This window comes from Geodermatophilus sp. URMC 63, assembly GCF_053502565.1.
Genome location: NZ_CP199956.1, coordinates 3879559 through 3895346 on the forward strand (window position 1 = coordinate 3879559; position 15788 = coordinate 3895346).

The following is a 15788-nucleotide window of genomic DNA, read 5'->3' on the forward strand; positions in this document are numbered from 1 at the left end:
TCCTCCCGCCGGCACGGCACGCGAGGAGACCACCGCCATGACCGACACCCGCGAGACCGTCGACGCCCCGGCGACCGCACCCGAGCCGGTCGCGCGACGCGTCCGGCCGCGCCCCGAACCACGGGACGCCTTCCGGCTGCCCCTGCTCACCTTCCTGCTGGTCGGCTGCGCGGTCGCGGTCGTGCTCGGCGTCTACGCCGCCGAGCACGAGCCGGCCGGCTACTCCCTCGACGTCGGCGGCTTCTCCTCGCCGCTCTACGTCAAGGCGTGGCTGACCACCGCGGCCGCCGTCCTCGGCGTCGTGCAGCTGCTCACCGCCGCACGCATGCACGACGCCGGCGCGCGGCCCTGGACGCGGACCCTGCACCGCTGGTCGGGCCGCGTGGCCGTGGTGCTGACCGTCCCGGTTGTCGTCCACTGCGTGTACGCGCTGGGCTTCCACAGCGACTCGACGCGCGCACTGGTCCACTCCGCCGTCGGCTGCTTCTTCTACGGCGTCTTCGTGGCCAAGATGCTCGCGCTGACCCGCCCCGGCCTGCCGCGGTGGGTCGTGCCGGTGCTCGGCGGTCTGCTCTTCACCGCCCTGCTCGCCCTGTGGTTCACCTCGTCGCTGTGGGTCTTCACCTCCAGCGGCTTCCGCTTCTGACGCACCACCGCCGACGCACCGCCCGGCGGCGCGTGCACTCCGAGGAGGGGCCATGCCGGCGTCCACCAGCACCGTGACCGGGCGGGCCGAGCGGTGAGCAGCCCGCCGGTCGTCGAGATCCGGGAGCCGGGCCGGGAGCCGCGGCGGGTGGCGCTGACCCGCGCGCTGGAGGTCGGCCGCGACCCCGGCGGCCTCGACCCCGACGGCCTCGCCCTCGCCGACGACCGGGTCTCCCGCCGCCACCTGCGGCTGGTGCCCAGCCCCGTCGCCCTGTCGCTGGTCGACCTGGGCAGCCGCAACGGCACCCTGGTCAACGGGGTCCCGGTCGACGGCCGGGTCACCCTCGAGGCCGGCGACGTCGTCCGCCTCGGCGGCACCGAGATCGTCGTCATCGGCCGGCCCGAGCGCATCCCCGTGCCGGCGGCCGCCCGCGAGACGGTGCTCGCCGGCGGCGCCGGGGTGGCCCTGCCACCGCCGCCGCCTCCGCCGCCGGCACCCCCTGCGGCCCCGTCGCGCGTGGCGGTGGCGTGGGACCGGGTCCTGGGCCGCACCGCCCGGCCCGGGGAGGACCTCTTCCCCGTCTACACCGAGATGCGCACCCGCGTCCCGCTGGGGGCGTGGCGGGCGGTGCGGGTGGTCAGCGTGGCCGCCTACGTCGCGCTGTGCGTGGCGCTGTTCGTCCGGCCCGCGGGCGGGCTGTTCGTCTTCTTCGGCATCGTCGTGCCGCTGCTGCCGGCCCTGTTCTTCGTCGCCCCCGGTCTGTGGCGCAACATCTGCCCACTGGCCGCCGCCAACCAGACGCCGCGCGTCCTGGGCTTCAGCCTCGGGCGCACGCTGCCCGAGTGGTTCCGCCGCCGCGCCTTCGTCGTGGCGATGGTGCTGTTCTTCGGCATCGCCGGCGCCCGGCTCGCCGTGTTCAACGGCAGCGGGACGGCGACCGGGGTCCTGCTGTCGGTGATCATCGCCGCGGCCTTCCTCGGCGGCCTGCTGTTCAAGGGCAAGAGCGGCTGGTGCAGTCAGATCTGCCCGCTGCTGCCGCTGCAGCGCGTCTACGGGCAGACCCCGTTCGTCCGGGTCCCCAACAGCCACTGCCGCCCGTGCGTCGCCTGCACCACCAACTGCTACGACTTCGCCCCGATCGGCGCCTACCAGGCCGACCTGCACGAGGACGACCCCGTGTGGACGGCGCCCCGGCGGCTGTTCGTCGCGGCGCTGCCCGGGTTCGTGCTCGGCTTCTTCGTCCTCGCCGGCGCCGGCGGCGGGCCGCTGACGACGACCTACGGGGAGCTGGCGCTGTTCTTCCTCGGCAGCGTCGGGCTCTTCTACGCCGTCTCCGCGCTGCTGCCGATGAGCGCGTCGGTGGTGGTCGCGCTGTGGGGCGCGGCGGCGATCAACCTCTTCTACTGGTTCGCCGGGCCGGTCCTCGCCGCCTCCTTCGCCACGGTCACCGGCGTCGCGGCGCCGTGGCTGCGCTGGCCCGTCTCGGGGCTGGTGCTCGTGCTGTCGCTGCTGTGGATCGCGCGCACCGTGGTCAAGGAGCGCCAGTACGTGCAGCAGTTCCACCCGGAGCTGCTGCCGCTGGTGCCGGTCAGCCGCCCGGCGCCCGCCGCCGAGGCCGCCGCGGACGACGGTGCGGACACCGCCGAGGTGCGCATCGCCGGCACCGGTGCCGCCGTCGAGGCCGAGGTCGGGACCAGCCTGCTGGAGACCGTCGAGCGCGCCGGCCAGCCGATCGAGGCCGGCTGCCGGATGGGCGTGTGCGGCGCCGACCCGGTCGCCGTCCTGGAGGGGGCGTCGTGCCTGTCCGAGCCCGAGGAGGAGGAGCTCTCGACGCTGCGCCGGCTCGGGCTGGCCCCCACCACCCGCATGGCCTGCTCGGCGCGGATCCGGTCCGGGCCGGTGACGGTCTCGCTCACCCCCGAGCCCGGGGGCCCCGACGACGGGGCGGCCCCGCGCGACTTCGACCGGTCGATCGTCAGCGTGGTCGTCCTCGGCAACGGCATCGCCGGGGTGACCGCCGCGGACTTCGTCCGGCGCGGGCACCCCGAGTGCGAGATCCACGTCGTCGGGCAGGAACCGCACGTGCTCTACAACCGGATGGGCATCTCGCGGCTGGTCTACGGCCGGTCGGCCATGCAGGGGCTCTCCCTGCTGCCGGAGACCTGGTACGACGACCACCAGATCACCGCCTGGCTCAACACCGTCGCCACCCGGATCGACCCGGGGACCCGCCGGGTGTTCCTCGGCACCGGCGAGGTGCTGCCCTACGACCGGCTGGTCCTGGCCACGGGCAGCCGCGGCGTCGAGCCGCCCGTCGAGGGCTTCGGCCGGCCCGGCAGCTTCGTGCTCCGCTCGGCGGCCGACGCCGCGGCGCTGCGCGCCTACGTGCAGCGCCACGGCGGGCGGGACGCCGTCGTCGCCGGCGGCGGCCTGCTGGGGCTGGAGGCTGCGCACGCGCTGCTCGAGCTGGGCCTGCGGGTCACCGTCCTGGAGCGCGGGGCCCGGCTGCTCAGCCGCCAGATCGACCCGCGGTGCAGCGAACTGGTCGACGCGTACTTCCGCCGGATCGGCCTGCAGGTGCTCTACCGCGCCGAGGCGCAGGCGCTGACCGGCGAGCCGCGGGTCAGCGGCGTCCGGCTGACCGACCGCCGGGCGCTGCGCTGCGACGTGTTCCTGGCCGCCGTCGGCATCCGCCCGGACGTCGACCTGGCCCGCGCGGCCGGCATCCCCGTCAACCGCGGGGTCCTCGTCGACGACCGGATGGCCACGGCGGTGCCCGGGGTCTTCGCGGCCGGTGACGTGGCCGAGCACGGCGGGCGGGTGTGGGGGCTGTGGCCGATCGCGGCCAAGCAGGGCGAGGTCGCCGCGGTCAACGCGCTCGGCGGGGACGAGACGCTGGCCGCCGAGGTACCGGCCACGCTGCTCAAGGGCGTCGGGCTGGACCTGTTCTCGATCGGCCGGGTGGAGCCCGAGCCGGGCGAGGAGGTGCTGGTCGCCGAGGACGCGTCGCTGCCGTCCTACCGGCGGCTGGTGGTCGCGGGGCGGGCGGTCGTCGGCGGCGTGGTCCTGGGGCACCACCCGGAGGACGTGACCGCGGTGACCGCGGCGGTCAAGCGGGGGCTGGAACTCGACGACGTCGTCCTCGCCGGGCTGCGCGCCGGTGACTGGCGGGTGCTGCGCGAGGCCGGCCGGCGCCGGCCGACCTCGCAGCCGGCGCCCGCCTGAGCCCGGGGTCGGGAGGGCCCGGGGTCAGGCGGGCCCGGGTCAGCCGGCGTCGGCTCTCGTCGTGCGGAGGGTGAACACCTGGGTGCCGATGCGCAGGCTCCAGTCGGGCGGGAGCAGGGTCGGCTCGCCGCCGATCCGGGTCCACTCGCCGGCCCCCGGACCGGCGACGAAGGTGCCGCTGACCGAGGGGGCGTCGCGCACGTACACCCGGCCGCCGTCGACGCTGACGCGGGCGTGCACGCGGGAGACGAGGTTGTCCGGGTCGTGGATCACGACCGGGGAGGCCACGGCGCTGCGCACGTCGGGGTCGTTGTGCGGCTCGCGGCCGAGCACGTAGTCCCGGTCGAGCACGAGCGTCGGGCCGCCGTCGCCGACCAGCGCGCCCACCGGCGCCGGCGCGAGCAGGGTCTCCAGCAGCTGCTCGGGGCGGGCCGGTCCGGCGCCGACCGTCCCCGCCGGCACGTCGTCCGGACCGGGGGTGGGGACGTCGAGCGGGCGGGCGTCGGCGAGGGTCTCCCGCAGCTGGCCGCGGGCCGCCGGTGGCGCGGCGGCGGGTGCGGCCGCGACCGGGGCGGCCGCGACGGGTGCGGCCGCGACCGGGGCGGCCGCGACCGGGGCGCCGGCGGGGCCGAGCGCGAAGCCGCACGCGGGCACCACGCCGTCCCGCAGCGCCGAGCGGGGGTGGACCGGCGCGCCCGTCCCGGCCCCGGCGCCGACGGTCACCCGGTCGAACGGCTGCGCGACGACGTGGTCGACCCAGGTCAGCGCCTGCCGTCCGGAGAGCCGCGTCGTCCCCGCCGGGCCCTCGACCTGCGCCGACACCGCGCCGCGCAGCAGCACGACCACGCCGTCGGCGACCGGGGCGACCACCCCGAACGCCGTCCCGTCGCCCGGTGCCCGGCCGCCGACCCAGCCGACCAGGCGGGCGGCGACCGCGCTGCCCGGCTCGTCCTCGGCCGCGGCGGCCGCCACGAGGTCGAGCAGCTCCTCGGTGGCGGAGCCGTCGGCGGCGTCGCCGTCGGGGAGCAGGAGGACGACGTCGCCGAAGCGGGCGACCAGGCCGTCCCCGGGGGCCAGCCCGACCCGTGACCGTCCCGGCCGTGTCCCGGTGTCCGGCATGGCGGTGTCCGGCATGGCGGTGTCCGGCATGGCAGTCCTCCCGACCGTGTGTGGACCCTGCCGCGCTCCCGCGCCCCCGTGGTCGGCGGGCCCAGGCTAGGGCCACGCGGCGCCGCGGAACAGGACGCCGGACCCGGCGAGGGAGGGCGCGCGCGACGGCCCGGCCGCGGGGCCGCCGCCAGTAGACTGCCCGGGCCATCTCCGCCGGAGCCATGGCCAGCCCGGTCCGTCGGCGGCACGCCGGCCGGGGTGGTCCGAGGAGTCCCCGTGGCCCACAGCCAGCCCGTGCGCGCGCCGTCCGGCTCCGCCCGTCCCCCGTCCCGGCCCGTCGTGGCCGGGCGCGGGCCGCGCTGATCCGATGCAGGCCGAAAAGCAGCGGATCGCCGACGCGCTCCCGGCGTACGACATCGGCGAGGTGCTCGGGCAGGGGGGCTGGGGTGTGGTGCTCGCCGGCCACCACCGTCAGCTCGACCGCAGCGTCGCGATCAAGCAGCTGCCCACCGCGTTCGCCGCCGACGTCGCCGTCCGGCGGCGGTTCACCGCGGAGGCGCGCGTACTCGCCTCGCTCGACCACCCGCACGTCGTCCCCGTGTACGACTTCGTCGAGCGGGAGGACCTGTGCCTGCTGGTGATGGAGCTGCTGCCGGGGGGGACGCTGCGCGAGCGGGCCCTCACCACCGGGTTCTCCGCCCCGGGGGCGGTCGCGGTGTGTCTGGCCTGCGCGGCGGGGCTCAACGCCGCCCACGTGCGCGGCGTGCTGCACCGCGACGTCAAGCCCGAGAACATGATGTTCGCCGGGAGCGGGGCGGTGAAGGTCACCGACTTCGGCATCGCCAAGGTGCTCGGCGGCGCCGAGACGATGCTCACCCGCGCCGGCGACGTCGTCGGCACGCCGTCCTACGTGGCGCCGGAGCAGGCGCGCGGCGCGGAGTTGTCACCGGCCACCGACGTGTACGCGCTGGCGACGATGCTCTACGAACTGCTGTCGGGCGAGCTGCCGTTCACCGCCGACGGCGACGTCATGTCCCTGCTGTTCAAGCACGCCTACGAGGCGCCGGTCCCGTTGCGCGACGTGGCCCCCGACGTCCCGGCCGACATCGCGGCCGTCGTCATGCACGGCCTGGCCACCGACCCCGCCGAGCGCCACGCGACCGCGGAGGCCTTCGGGGTGGCGCTGGCCGAGGCGGGCACGCGGGCCTGGGGCCCCCACTGGCTGGCCGCGGACGGGATGCCGGTCGTGCTGGGTGCCGAGCGCATCGTCGCCCCGACCCGCGGCGGCGGGCCGACGCCGGGCGCCCCGGCGGCCGGTGCCCGGCAGGGGAACTCCCACGGCGCGGCGCCGGCGGGCACGGCGCCGGGCCCCGCGGTCACCGTCGGGCCCGGCCCGGCGCGGGAGGGGACGCCGGTCCCCGCCGTCCCGGCCGCCGACGAGCCGGCCCTCCCGGAGCCGGACACCGTCGGGGAGGCGGAGGAGGACGAGGCGCGGCCGCCGCGCCGTCCGGCCGTGGTGGTCGCCGTCGTGCTGCTGGTCCTGCTGCTGGCGGTGCTCGCGGTGTGGCTGCTGCCGCGGGCGTTCACGGTCTACGGCGCGCCCGCGGACGGGGCGGCGTGCGGTTCGCCGACGGCGGCGGTCTGCGGGCTGAGGACGACAGGCAGCGACTCGTAGCCGCGCAGGATGACCGTGCCCCGGTGGCGCCCGGCGCCGGCCGGGGCGAGGCCGGGGAAGCGCTCGAACAAGGCCCGCAGCGCGACCTCGCCCTCCATCCGCGCGAGCGCGGCGCCGAGGCAGAAGTGGATGCCGCTGGAGAACGCGACGTGGTCGCGGGCGTTGGCGCGGGTGACGTCGAAGACGTGCGGGCCGGGGAACACCCGCGGGTCGCGGTTGGCCGCGGCGAGGACGAGGAGGACCAGGTCGCCCTCGCGGATGCGGGCGCCGTGCACCGTGGTGTCGCGCCGGGCCCGCCGTCCGGTCCGCTGCACCGGGGAGTCGACGCGCAGCACCTCGTCGACGGCGTTGGGCCACAGCGAGGGGTCCGCGGCCAGCAGGCGGCGCTGGCCGGGGTGGGCGAACAGCTGCGCGGCGCCGTTGCCGATCAGGTTCACCGTGGTCTCGAAGCCGGCGCCGAACACCAGCAGGGCCGTGGACAGCAGCTCCTGCTCGGTCAGCCCACCGCCGTCGTCGTCGGCCGTGGTGACCAGCGTGGACAGCAGGTCGTCGCCGGGGGAGCGGCGCAGCCGCCGCAGGTGCCCGCGGAACCAGGTGTCGAGCTCGCCCAGGTTGCGCTCAACGCTGCGGTGGGTGCGCCGGTCCAGGCCCATGTCCAGGCTCGGCGCGGCGCCGTCGCCCCAGGCGAGGAACTGCTCGCGCATCGCCACGGGGACGCCGAGCACCTCGGAGATGACCGTGACCGGCAGCAGGCTGGCGTAGCGGGCGACGAGGTCGACGTGCCCGCCGGTGCCGGCGGCCTCGCGCCCGAGCCCGTCGAGCAGCTCGTCGGCGATCTCGCGGGTGCGGTCGCGCAGCCGGGCGACGGCGCGGGCGGTGAACGCGCGGCTGACCAGCCTGCGGTAGCGGGTGTGCTCGGGCGGGTCGACGGCGAGCATCGACGGCGGGTCGATGGGTCCGACGCTCGGCCGGGGGCCGGCCAGCCGCAGCAATGTCCGCAGCAGCGGCGGCAGGCCCTCGGCGCGGTCCCCGCCGATCTGCCCGAAGGCGTCGCTGCGCAGGACCTCGGTGCACACGTCGTGGTGGACGCTGACCCTGGCGAACGCCCCGCCGGTGAACGGCGCCGGGGTGCGCAGCCGCTCGTAGTGGGCGAAGGGGTCCTCGCGGACCGCGGGGTCGACGAGCACCTCGGCGTCGGCGTTGCCGGTGCGCGCCCGCGACCGGATCGCCAGCCGCATCGCGCCGTGGGTGGCGGCCCAGCGGACCGTGCTGCGCGCCGTCACGTCCTGCCTCCCCGTCCGCCGGCCGAGCCTGCGGGACCCATCCTCCGGCCCCCGTGCAGGGGCCCGCCGCGAGCTCGCGAGTGGCGGGGGGCACGGGGGTCCTTCCTCAGCCGCTGATCCGCTTGTACACGTCCGGTGGAGCCGCCCCGCCGGCGACGATCGCCGCCGACCACTCGTCGAGCTGCGCGGTGACCCCGTCCAGGTCGGGGCCGATCGCGGCCAGCGCCGGGTCGAGCGCCGCCTCGGTCCGCGCCTCGATCGTGTCGCGCAGCCGCCGGCCCTCGTCGGTGAGCCACCCGCCGGAGACCAGCCCGCGGTCGGCGAGGTCGGCGTCGGCCGCGGCCATCGCCTCGGGTGACCAGCCGCGGGTGCCGGCGTAGGCGGTGTGCTCCCACCCCACCCAGTACTCGGTGAGCAGGTTCATCTGCACGCCGCTGATCCCCTCGGCGACGTTGGCGGCCACGTGCACGTCGCCGCGGTACTCGCGCAGCAGCGTGGTGGCGTGCCCCAGCTGCCCGAGCGGGTCCTCGGGTCAGGGCAGCGAGAGCTGGCCGGCGAACAGCGGCCGGCCGGCGAGGTCCTCGGCCGCCGCGTCGGTGCTCCGGCGCAGCACGGCGACGGCGCCGGTGACGTCGACGCCGGGCAGCAGGTCGCGCAGCGACTCGACGACGCCCTGCTCGCGGGTGGCGAGCACGTCGGCGCGGGACGCCGTGGCCCGCGCCTGCTCGTAGAGGCCGGTGAGCAGCCCCGGTTCGAAGACGCCGAACGCGGCGACGACGACCAGCGGGGCCGGCTCGCCCATCGGGGCGGTGCGGCCCCACACGTAGCCGGTCAGGAAGTCTAGGCCGAGGGCGGCGAGCCGGTCGTTGACCGGCGTCCCCCACCAGCTGACGGTCGCGATCGGCTCGGCGGCGTCGCGCAGCCGGCGTGGGAGGGGCCGGTCCGGCTCCGCTCAGCCCCGGCCGTCGCGGCGCAGCTCGAGCCGGAGCCAGCCGGCGATCGCCAGCGGCACGGCGACGAACGCCGAGATGGCCGTGACCGCGCCGAGGGCCGACCCCAGGGAGGCGAGCAGCAGCGGCGTGCCGAAGCCGAGGTAGGCGAAGGCGTAGAACGCGCTGTTCATCGCCCCCCGGGCGTGCGGCGGCGCCAGCCGGGCGGTGAGGGTGAGCCCGGCGGTGAGACAGAGCCCGCCGCCGGCCCCCATCAGTGCCGACGACGGCAGCAGCAGCGGCCCGGACCGCGCGAGGATCGCGGCCACGCCGAGGGCCAGGCCGACCGCGCCGAGCAGCATCCCGAGCGGCCCGGCGCCGCGCTCGTAGCGCCGGCCCATCCGGGCCGCGGCCGCGCTCGCCCCCAGAGCCAGCCCGGCGATGACGCCGGCGTAGGCGACGCCCACGCCGTCGGGGACCACCAGCAGCGGCAGCAGGGTGGCCGCCACCGTCGGGAACGCGAACACGCCGACGGCGGTGGGGGCCAGCACCGCCCAGAACGGCCGCCGCGCCTCCGGCGGCAGCCCGAGGGTCATCAACCGGCCCGGACGGCGGACGTGCACGGTCTCGGGGACGGTGACCAGCGCGGCCAGGCCGACCAGCAGGACGGCGACGTGCACGAGGTAGGGCAGCGTCGTCGGCGCCGGGCCGTACTGCGCGAGCACACCGCTCATCGCCGGGGCGACGGCGAAGCCCAAGGACGTCGAGACGGCGCCGCGGGTGGCCGCCGACTGCTGCCCGTGCGGCCCGGCGAGGTCCTGCAGCCACGCGTTGGCCACCGAGAACACGACCCCGGAGACGACGCCCTGCAGCAGCCGGCCGGTGTAGAGCAGGGGCAGCGAGCTCGCGGCGGGGACGAACAGCAGCGACACCAGGCCGGCCACCACCGCGAACGGCAGGACCAGCGCCCGCCGGCCGAAGCGGTCGGAGGCCGCGCCGGAGACGGTGAGCGCGGCGACCAGGCCGACGGCGTAGCAGCCGAAGACGGCGGTGAGGTCGGACTCCGAGAGGTGCAGCGTGCGGCGGTAGACCAGCAGCAGCGGTGTGGGGATGTTGGTGCCCAGCGCGACGGTGAACAGGCCGAGGGTGAGGGCGTCGAGCCGGCGCCGGGCGGCCCGCTGCTCGGCTGTGGCCCCCGTCACCGGCCGGACGCTACCGGTACCGCTGACCTGCGGACGTGCGTGCCCACGGGCGGGTGCTGGGTGTACCCGGCCCGGCCCGGCCGCCGGCTCCCCGGGCTCGTTCCGGCCTGTGCCGGTCCGATCGGGCCCGCAGCGGCCGGATCGAGCCGGCGGAGCGCGGGGCCGGACCGGGGCGAGGATGCTCGGCGGGTGCCGTCGGACGAGGAGCGCCGGAGCCTGGCCGCGACGTTCGACCGCGTGGCGTCCTCCTACCAGCGGGCGCGTCCGGAGTACCCGGACGAGCTCTACGAGCACCTGCTCGCGGTGACCGGCCTGCCGAGCGGCGCGCGCCTGCTCGAGATCGGGTGCGCCACCGGCAAGGCGACGCGGCCGCTGGCGCGCCGCGGGTTCGCCATCACCTGCCTGGAGCCGGGCCCGGCACTGGCCGCCACCGCGCGCGCCGACCTCGCCGGTCTCGACGTCGAGGTGGTCACCACCCGGTTCGAGGACTGGGCCTCCACCGGGGAGCCGTTCGCGATGGTGTTCGCGGCCACCGCCTGGCACTGGCTCGACCCGGCGGTGCGCTACGGCCCGGCCGCCGAGCAGCTGCGCCGCATCCACGGCTGGGTCGCCGGGCACCTCGGCGACCCTGGGCTCGACCCGGCCGCCGTCGCCCGCGCGCACCACCTGTCCACCCGGCACCTGCACCGGCTCTTCGCCCGCCAGGGCACCACCGTGGCCCGGCACATCCGGCGCGAGCGCCTCGAGCGCTGCCGCCGGGAGCTCGCCGACCCCCGCGGCACGGCGCCGGTGTTCGCCATCGCCCGCCGCTGGGGCTTCCCCGACGCGGCCGGCCTCAGCCGCGCCTTCCGGCAGGCCTACGGCACCAGCCCCAGCGAGTACCGGCGGTGGGCCCGGCAGCCCTGACCGGCGCGGCACCTGCCGCCGGCCCCGCCGGGTCGTTCCGCGCGCCGCCGGCCCGATCGGACACCGGGGGTGCGGAACGAGCCGGGGGAGCGGGCGGATCTCAGCCCACGACCACGTTCCACGGCCGGACCGTCCAGGCGGTGACCAGCCCGTGGACGACGTAGGGGTCGGCCTCGGCGAACCGCTCGACGACCTCGCGCTCGGCCGTCCACACCAGCAGCGCCCGGTCGTAGGGGTCGGGCAGCGCGCCGGCCAGCAGCAGCTCGCCCCGCTCGTGCGCCGCCCGGGCGAGGGCGAGGTGGTCCTCGCGGAGCGCCGCCCGCCGCTCGAGGTAGTCGTCAGCCAGGGTGTACTCCAAGAGCATGTGCACGCCGCCACTGTCACACGGCGGTGTCCCGCTGCCGCACCGGCGGCGTCACCCGGGGCGGCAGCCGGCGAGGGTCGCCGCCGGCGGCGATGCGGGCGAGTGCGCGGAGGGCCGCCAGCGCCCCGACCGGCTCGACCGCCGAGGGCGAGGCGCCCGGGTGGTGCGCGGCGATGCGGACCCGCAGGACGGCCGGGCGCGTCCGGAAGACGACCGGTGGGTGCAGCAGCGCCGACTCGCCGTCGATGCCCGCCGCCACCGGCCGGTCGGCGTCGACGCGGAACGCGGGGGCCGTCCACTGGCGCACCGGGCGCCGCCCGCGCCGGTCGCGGCTGCCCGGCGGGTCGACCACGGTGATCCCGAGGACCCCCTGGTCGACGGCCGGACGCGTCCCCGCGCCGGCGGCCCCGGCCAGCCGGTACTGGTTGTTGCCCACGAGGATCACCGCCGCACCCCGCACGCTCCTCCCGCCCGGCGTCGTCCACCGCAGGTCCTGGACGCCGCCGCCCGCGCCCAGCGCCTCGGGCACCGTGGCCAGCAGGGTCCGCAGCTTCGCGCCGCGGTACCCGTCCCGCGCGACGGCCTGCGCGTAGACCCCGAGCGAGACGTTGTCGACGAAGACGCGGCCGTTGACCTCGGCGAGGTCGACCACCCGCTCCCCGCCGTCGACCAGCGCGTCCAGCGCCCCCACGACGTCGTCCCGGTCCACGCCGAGGTCGAGGGCGAAGTGGTTGCGCGTCCCCGCGGGGATGCAGGCGTAGGGGAGGCCGGTGTCGGCGGCGACGGCGGCCACCACGGCCTGCGAGCCGTCGCCGCCGGCCATGCCCACCGCGTCGGCGCCCGCGTCGATCGCGCTCCGCACGAGCGCCGCCAGGTCCTCACCCGGCCGCAGCTCGAGCACCTCGATGCCCCGCGCGCGGGCCGCCGCGGCGAGCCCGACGCGGGCCGCGCGGCCGTCGCCCGACCGCGGGTTGACGACGACCACCGGCCGGCGGGGCGGCTCGGCGGGCGGGAGGACGACGTCCGGGCAGAAGGCCGACCGGGCCGCCGCGTGCCAGACGAGGGCGCCCAAACCGAGCAGCAGGAGGGTGCGCGAGTAGCCCTCGTCGACGAGCAGGAGGACGCCGCCGGCCAGGGCCGCACCGGCGACGGCGAGCCCGGCGACCCGCCCCCAGCCGCGGCGCAGCACCCCCTCCCACGCGCCCGCGGCGACCAGCGCGCCGCAGACCAGCAGGAACAGTCCGCGGGGGAAGTCGTCCAGCGCGGCCGCGACGACGAGCACCGCCACCCAGGCGGCGGCGGCGAGGGCCACGGCGGCCGTCGTGCGGCGCCAACGCCGGCGGGGGCGTCTCCGGGCCGTGCCGTCGGGTCCGTGCGGGGTCCGGCGACGCTCGGGGTCGGACATCGACGGCCGCCTCTCCCCGTCCGGACGGGCATGCGGTGGATCAGTGTGGTCCTCCGACCGGGAGGACGGGCCGGTGCGGGACACGACCGCTCGATAGCGGGCGGGACCCGACGGCGTCGAGGGTGCTCCGGAGGACCCCTCCCGCGTCAGCGGGCCTGCCCCGGGACGGGCACGGGGCTGCCCCCGTGGCGGGAGGCGGACAGCGTCGCCACGCTCGGCCCGTGACACCGCGGGTGCTGATCGTCGACGACCACGCCCCCTTCCGGTCACTCGCCCGCCGGCTGCTGGTGGCGGAGGGCTTCCGGGTCGTGGGGGAGGCGGCCGACGGCGCCGGTGCCCTCGCCGCGGTCCGGGAGCTCACGCCGGACGTCGTCCTGCTCGACGTCCAGTTGCCGGACCTGGACGGCTTCGCGGTGGCCGAGGCGCTCGCCCGGGGGCAGCCCGCCGTCGTCGTCGTGCTCGTCTCGAGCCGGGCCCGGCTGGACTACGGCCACCGGGTCGCCGCCAGCACGGCGCGCGGTTTCATCGCCAAGGCGGAGCTCAGCGGCGAGACACTGCTGCGCGTGATCGACGGACCAGGACGGCCGGTCCCGTGCGGCGCCTGAGGAGCCGTACCCGCGCGGTGGTGGCCTGCGCCGGGGCGGCCGCCGGCGTCGCGGCGGCGGGCGCGCTGGTGTGGGGCGGCTACTCGGTGCCCGCCGACCTGCTCGCGCCGACCCTCGTGCTGGACCTCGCGGTCGGCTGGTCGTTCATCGGGGTGGGCCTCGCGGCCCGGACGCGCCGCCCGGACAACCGCACCGGCGTCCTGATGGTCGTGCTCGGCTTCGCCTGGTTCGCCCGCTTCACCGTGGCGGTCGACACCCACCCGGCCTTCGTGGCCGGCGTCCTCCTCGGCTCGGTCCACCTCAGCGTGCTGGTGCACCTGCTGGCCACCTTCCCGGCCGGGCGCGTGCAGGACACGGCGGAGCGGGTGCTGGTGACGGTCGGCTACCTCCTCTCCGCACCGCTGGACGCCGTCTTCCTGTTCGCCCTGGGGGCCCAGCGGCAGCTCGGGGAGGGACCGCCGCCCAACGGTCTGGTGATCGCGCCGAGCAACGGGGAGTTCGACCCCTCCGGCGTCGACCTGGTCGTGCAGGGCGTGGTCGTCGTCCTGTTCCTGTCCCTACTCGGTGTGGTGTTCAGGCGGTGGCGGTCGGCCGGCCTCGCGCAGCGCCGCAGCCTCACCCCCGGAGCGGTGGGCGCGGTGCTCATCGTCGTCACGATCCTGGTCGAGCGGACGGCGATCCTGCTGCTCATCCCGCCGGCCGTGGGCGTGGCGCTCGCCTGGTCGGCGCAGGTCGTCCTCGTCGTGTGGCCGCTGGCGCTGCTGCTGGGTCTGCTCCGCAGCCAGCTCGACCGGTCGGCGGTGGGCCGGCTCATCGTGGAGCTCGGCGCCGGGCTGCCGGTGCCCGAGCGGCTGCGCAGCGCCCTGGCCGCCACGCTGCACGACCCGTCCCTGGAGCTGGCCTACTGGCTGCCCGAGCGCAGCGCCTTCGTCGACCCGGCCGGTGCCCCGGTGCGCGTCGCTCCCACTCGCGGGCGGGCCCTGACCTACCTGGAGCGCGACGGCGAGCAGATCGCGGTGCTGGTGCACGACCCGGCGCTCGCCGGGGAGCCGGAGCTGGTGGCGGCGGTCGCGGCCGGGGCGGGCCTGGCGGTCCAGAACGAGCGCCTGCACGCCGAGGTCCGCAGCCGGCTCCGGGAGGTCCAGGCGTCCCGGGCGCGGATCGTCGAGGCGGCCGACGGTGCGCGCCGGCGGGTGGAACGCGACCTGCACGACGGCGCCCAGCAGCGGCTCGTCACCGTGGCCCTCGCGCTGCGGCTGGCGCACACCCGGCTGGACGCCGGGTCCCGCCGTGAACTGGGCGCGCTCCTGGACGAGGCGAGCGCGGAGCTGGCCGGTGCGCTCGACGAGCTCCGGGAGCTGGCCCGCGGGATCTACCCGGTGCTGCTGACCGACGCCGGTCTGGGGCCGGCCCTGTGCTCCCTCGCTGAGCGCTGCCCGGTGCCGGTGGTGGTCGGCGAGGTGCCCGCTCGGCGGTGGGCGGACGCGGTCGAGCAGACCTGCTACTTCGTGGTCTCCGAGGCGCTGGCCAACGCGGCCAAGCACGCCGGTGCCGGGCAGGTCGTCGTCGAGGCGCGGGAGGACGGCGGCCGGCTGCGCGTGCAGGTGGGCGACGACGGCGTCGGCGGAGCCGACCCGGACGGGTCGGGCCTGCGCGGGCTCGCCGACCGGGTGGCCGCGCTCGGCGGCGAGCTGTCGGTGCGCAGCCCACGGGGCGGCGGCACCCGGGTGATCGCGACGGTCCCGTGCGGGTGATGGTCGCCGACGACGCGGCGCTGTTCCGGGCGGGCATCGCGCGGCTGCTCGCCGACGCCGGGTTCGACGTGACCGCGCAGGTGGGGGACGCCGCCGCGCTCCTGGACGCCGCGGACCGGGACCCGCCGGACGCCGTCGTCGTCGACATCCGGATGCCGCCCACGCACACCACCGAGGGGCTCGACGCCGCGCGGGAGCTCACCGCCCGCCACCCGGGCACGGGCGTCCTCGTGCTGTCGGCGCACGTCGAGCCGCACTACGCGATGCGGCTGGTCGAGTCCGGCGCCTCCGGCGCCGGGTACCTGCTCAAGGAGCGGGTCGCCGATCCCGGTGAGCTTCGCCGACGCCGTCCGCCGGGTCGCGGCCGGGGGAGTGGTGATCGACCCCGGCGTCGTCGCCCAACTCGTCGGGCGGCGCCGCGTGCGCAACCCCCTGGACGCGCTCTCGGAGCGGGAGCGGGAGGTCCTGGCGGTCATGGCGGAGGGGCGGTCGAACCAGGCGATCTGCGAGCGGCTGTTCCTCAGCCCGAAGACGGTCGAGGCCTACGTGCACAACGTGTTCACGAAGCTGGACCTGCACCCGGCGCCCGACGCCAACCGGCGGGTCCTCGCCGTGCTCGCCTACCTGCGCTCCTGACCGACCGCGCCGCCGGTCCGCGCGGCGGGCACACCGCAGTCCGGGGGA

At 77.5% G+C, this 15788-nt stretch carries 12 protein-coding genes and 2 pseudogenes; 8 read left to right on the plus strand and 6 right to left on the minus strand.

The features are described 5' to 3' along the window. The first annotated feature begins 37 nt into the window (after positions 1 to 37). Positions 38 to 646, plus strand: a complete 609-nt coding sequence (locus ACWIZO_RS19000; protein WP_448639208.1) for a DUF6529 family protein — start codon at positions 38 to 40, stop codon at positions 644 to 646. A gap of 93 nt (positions 647 to 739) precedes the next feature. Then, complete coding sequence (locus ACWIZO_RS19005) at positions 740 to 3871, plus strand: FAD-dependent oxidoreductase (protein ID WP_448639209.1); 3132 nt, start codon at positions 740 to 742, stop codon at positions 3869 to 3871. A gap of 39 nt (positions 3872 to 3910) precedes the next feature. Here ACWIZO_RS19005 and ACWIZO_RS19010 read toward each other — a convergent pair whose 3' ends face one another. Further along, positions 3911 to 5020 (minus strand): FHA domain-containing protein, encoded by a 1110-nt coding sequence (locus ACWIZO_RS19010; protein WP_448639210.1) that lies wholly within the window; start codon positions 5018 to 5020, stop codon positions 3911 to 3913. Between the two features lie 328 nt (positions 5021 to 5348). Between ACWIZO_RS19010 and ACWIZO_RS19015 the strand changes: the two genes are divergently transcribed. Further along, positions 5349 to 6656, plus strand: coding sequence for a protein kinase domain-containing protein (locus tag ACWIZO_RS19015; RefSeq protein ID WP_448639211.1), 1308 nt, complete (start codon positions 5349 to 5351; stop codon positions 6654 to 6656). Here ACWIZO_RS19015 and ACWIZO_RS19020 read toward each other — a convergent pair. The 3 genes and pseudogenes from ACWIZO_RS19020 to ACWIZO_RS19030 form a co-directional block, all read right to left on the minus strand. Continuing rightward, on the minus strand, positions 6572 to 7939 hold the full coding sequence (locus tag ACWIZO_RS19020) for a cytochrome P450 (protein WP_448639212.1): 1368 nt from the start codon (positions 7937 to 7939) through the stop codon (positions 6572 to 6574). The two genes, ACWIZO_RS19015 and ACWIZO_RS19020, sit on opposite strands and share 85 nt — an antisense overlap. A 106-nt stretch (positions 7940 to 8045) precedes the next feature. Beyond that, a pseudogene (locus ACWIZO_RS19025) lies at positions 8046 to 8861 on the minus strand (SCO6745 family protein). Between the two features lie 30 nt (positions 8862 to 8891). After that, on the minus strand, positions 8892 to 10070 hold the full coding sequence (locus ACWIZO_RS19030; protein WP_448639213.1) for an MFS transporter: 1179 nt from the start codon (positions 10068 to 10070) through the stop codon (positions 8892 to 8894). A gap of 189 nt (positions 10071 to 10259) precedes the next feature. Here ACWIZO_RS19030 and ACWIZO_RS19035 point away from each other — a divergent pair, with 189 nt between their 5' ends. Continuing rightward, complete coding sequence (locus ACWIZO_RS19035) at positions 10260 to 10976, plus strand: helix-turn-helix domain-containing protein (protein WP_448639214.1); 717 nt, start codon at positions 10260 to 10262, stop codon at positions 10974 to 10976. Between the two features lie 100 nt (positions 10977 to 11076). Here ACWIZO_RS19035 and ACWIZO_RS19040 read toward each other — a convergent pair whose 3' ends face one another. Then, the gene (locus ACWIZO_RS19040; RefSeq protein ID WP_448642970.1) at positions 11077 to 11340 is read right to left on the minus strand and encodes a YciI-like protein; all 264 of its coding nucleotides are present in this window, start codon (positions 11338 to 11340) and stop codon (positions 11077 to 11079) included. 16 nt (positions 11341 to 11356) lie between these two features. Further along, positions 11357 to 12652, minus strand: a complete 1296-nt coding sequence (locus tag ACWIZO_RS19045; protein WP_448639215.1) for a diacylglycerol/lipid kinase family protein — start codon at positions 12650 to 12652, stop codon at positions 11357 to 11359. Between the two features lie 314 nt (positions 12653 to 12966). On the opposite strand from ACWIZO_RS19045, the gene ACWIZO_RS19050 reads away from it, so the two are divergent. From ACWIZO_RS19050 to ACWIZO_RS19065, 4 genes and pseudogenes are all read left to right on the plus strand, one after another. Next, positions 12967 to 13350, plus strand: a complete 384-nt coding sequence (locus ACWIZO_RS19050) for a response regulator (RefSeq protein ID WP_448639216.1) — start codon at positions 12967 to 12969, stop codon at positions 13348 to 13350. Further along, positions 13338 to 15104, plus strand: a complete 1767-nt coding sequence (locus ACWIZO_RS19055; RefSeq protein ID WP_448639217.1) for a sensor histidine kinase — start codon at positions 13338 to 13340, stop codon at positions 15102 to 15104. The genes ACWIZO_RS19050 and ACWIZO_RS19055 overlap by 13 nt, the downstream gene beginning before the upstream one ends. Beyond that, positions 15104 to 15358: pseudogene (locus ACWIZO_RS19060) on the plus strand (response regulator); the annotation flags it as partial. The gene ACWIZO_RS19055 and the pseudogene ACWIZO_RS19060, both read left to right, overlap by 1 nt. A gap of 76 nt (positions 15359 to 15434) precedes the next feature. Next, positions 15435 to 15740 (plus strand): helix-turn-helix domain-containing protein, encoded by a 306-nt coding sequence (locus ACWIZO_RS19065; protein ID WP_448642971.1) that lies wholly within the window; start codon positions 15435 to 15437, stop codon positions 15738 to 15740. Positions 15741 to 15788: the final 48 nt, after the last annotated feature.

What these genes read in the sequence shown, in the direction of transcription:
- ACWIZO_RS19040 (WP_448642970.1), bottom strand. Translation starts at nt 11,340, where the DNA reads ATGCTCTTGGAGTACACCCTGGCTGACGACTACCTCGAGCGGCGGGCG.
- ACWIZO_RS19010 (WP_448639210.1), bottom strand. Translation starts at nt 5,020, where the DNA reads ATGCCGGACACCGCCATGCCGGACACCGCCATGCCGGACACCGGGACA.
- ACWIZO_RS19015 (WP_448639211.1), top strand. Translation starts at nt 5,349, where the DNA reads ATGCAGGCCGAAAAGCAGCGGATCGCCGACGCGCTCCCGGCGTACGAC.
- ACWIZO_RS19000 (WP_448639208.1), top strand. Translation starts at nt 38, where the DNA reads ATGACCGACACCCGCGAGACCGTCGACGCCCCGGCGACCGCACCCGAG.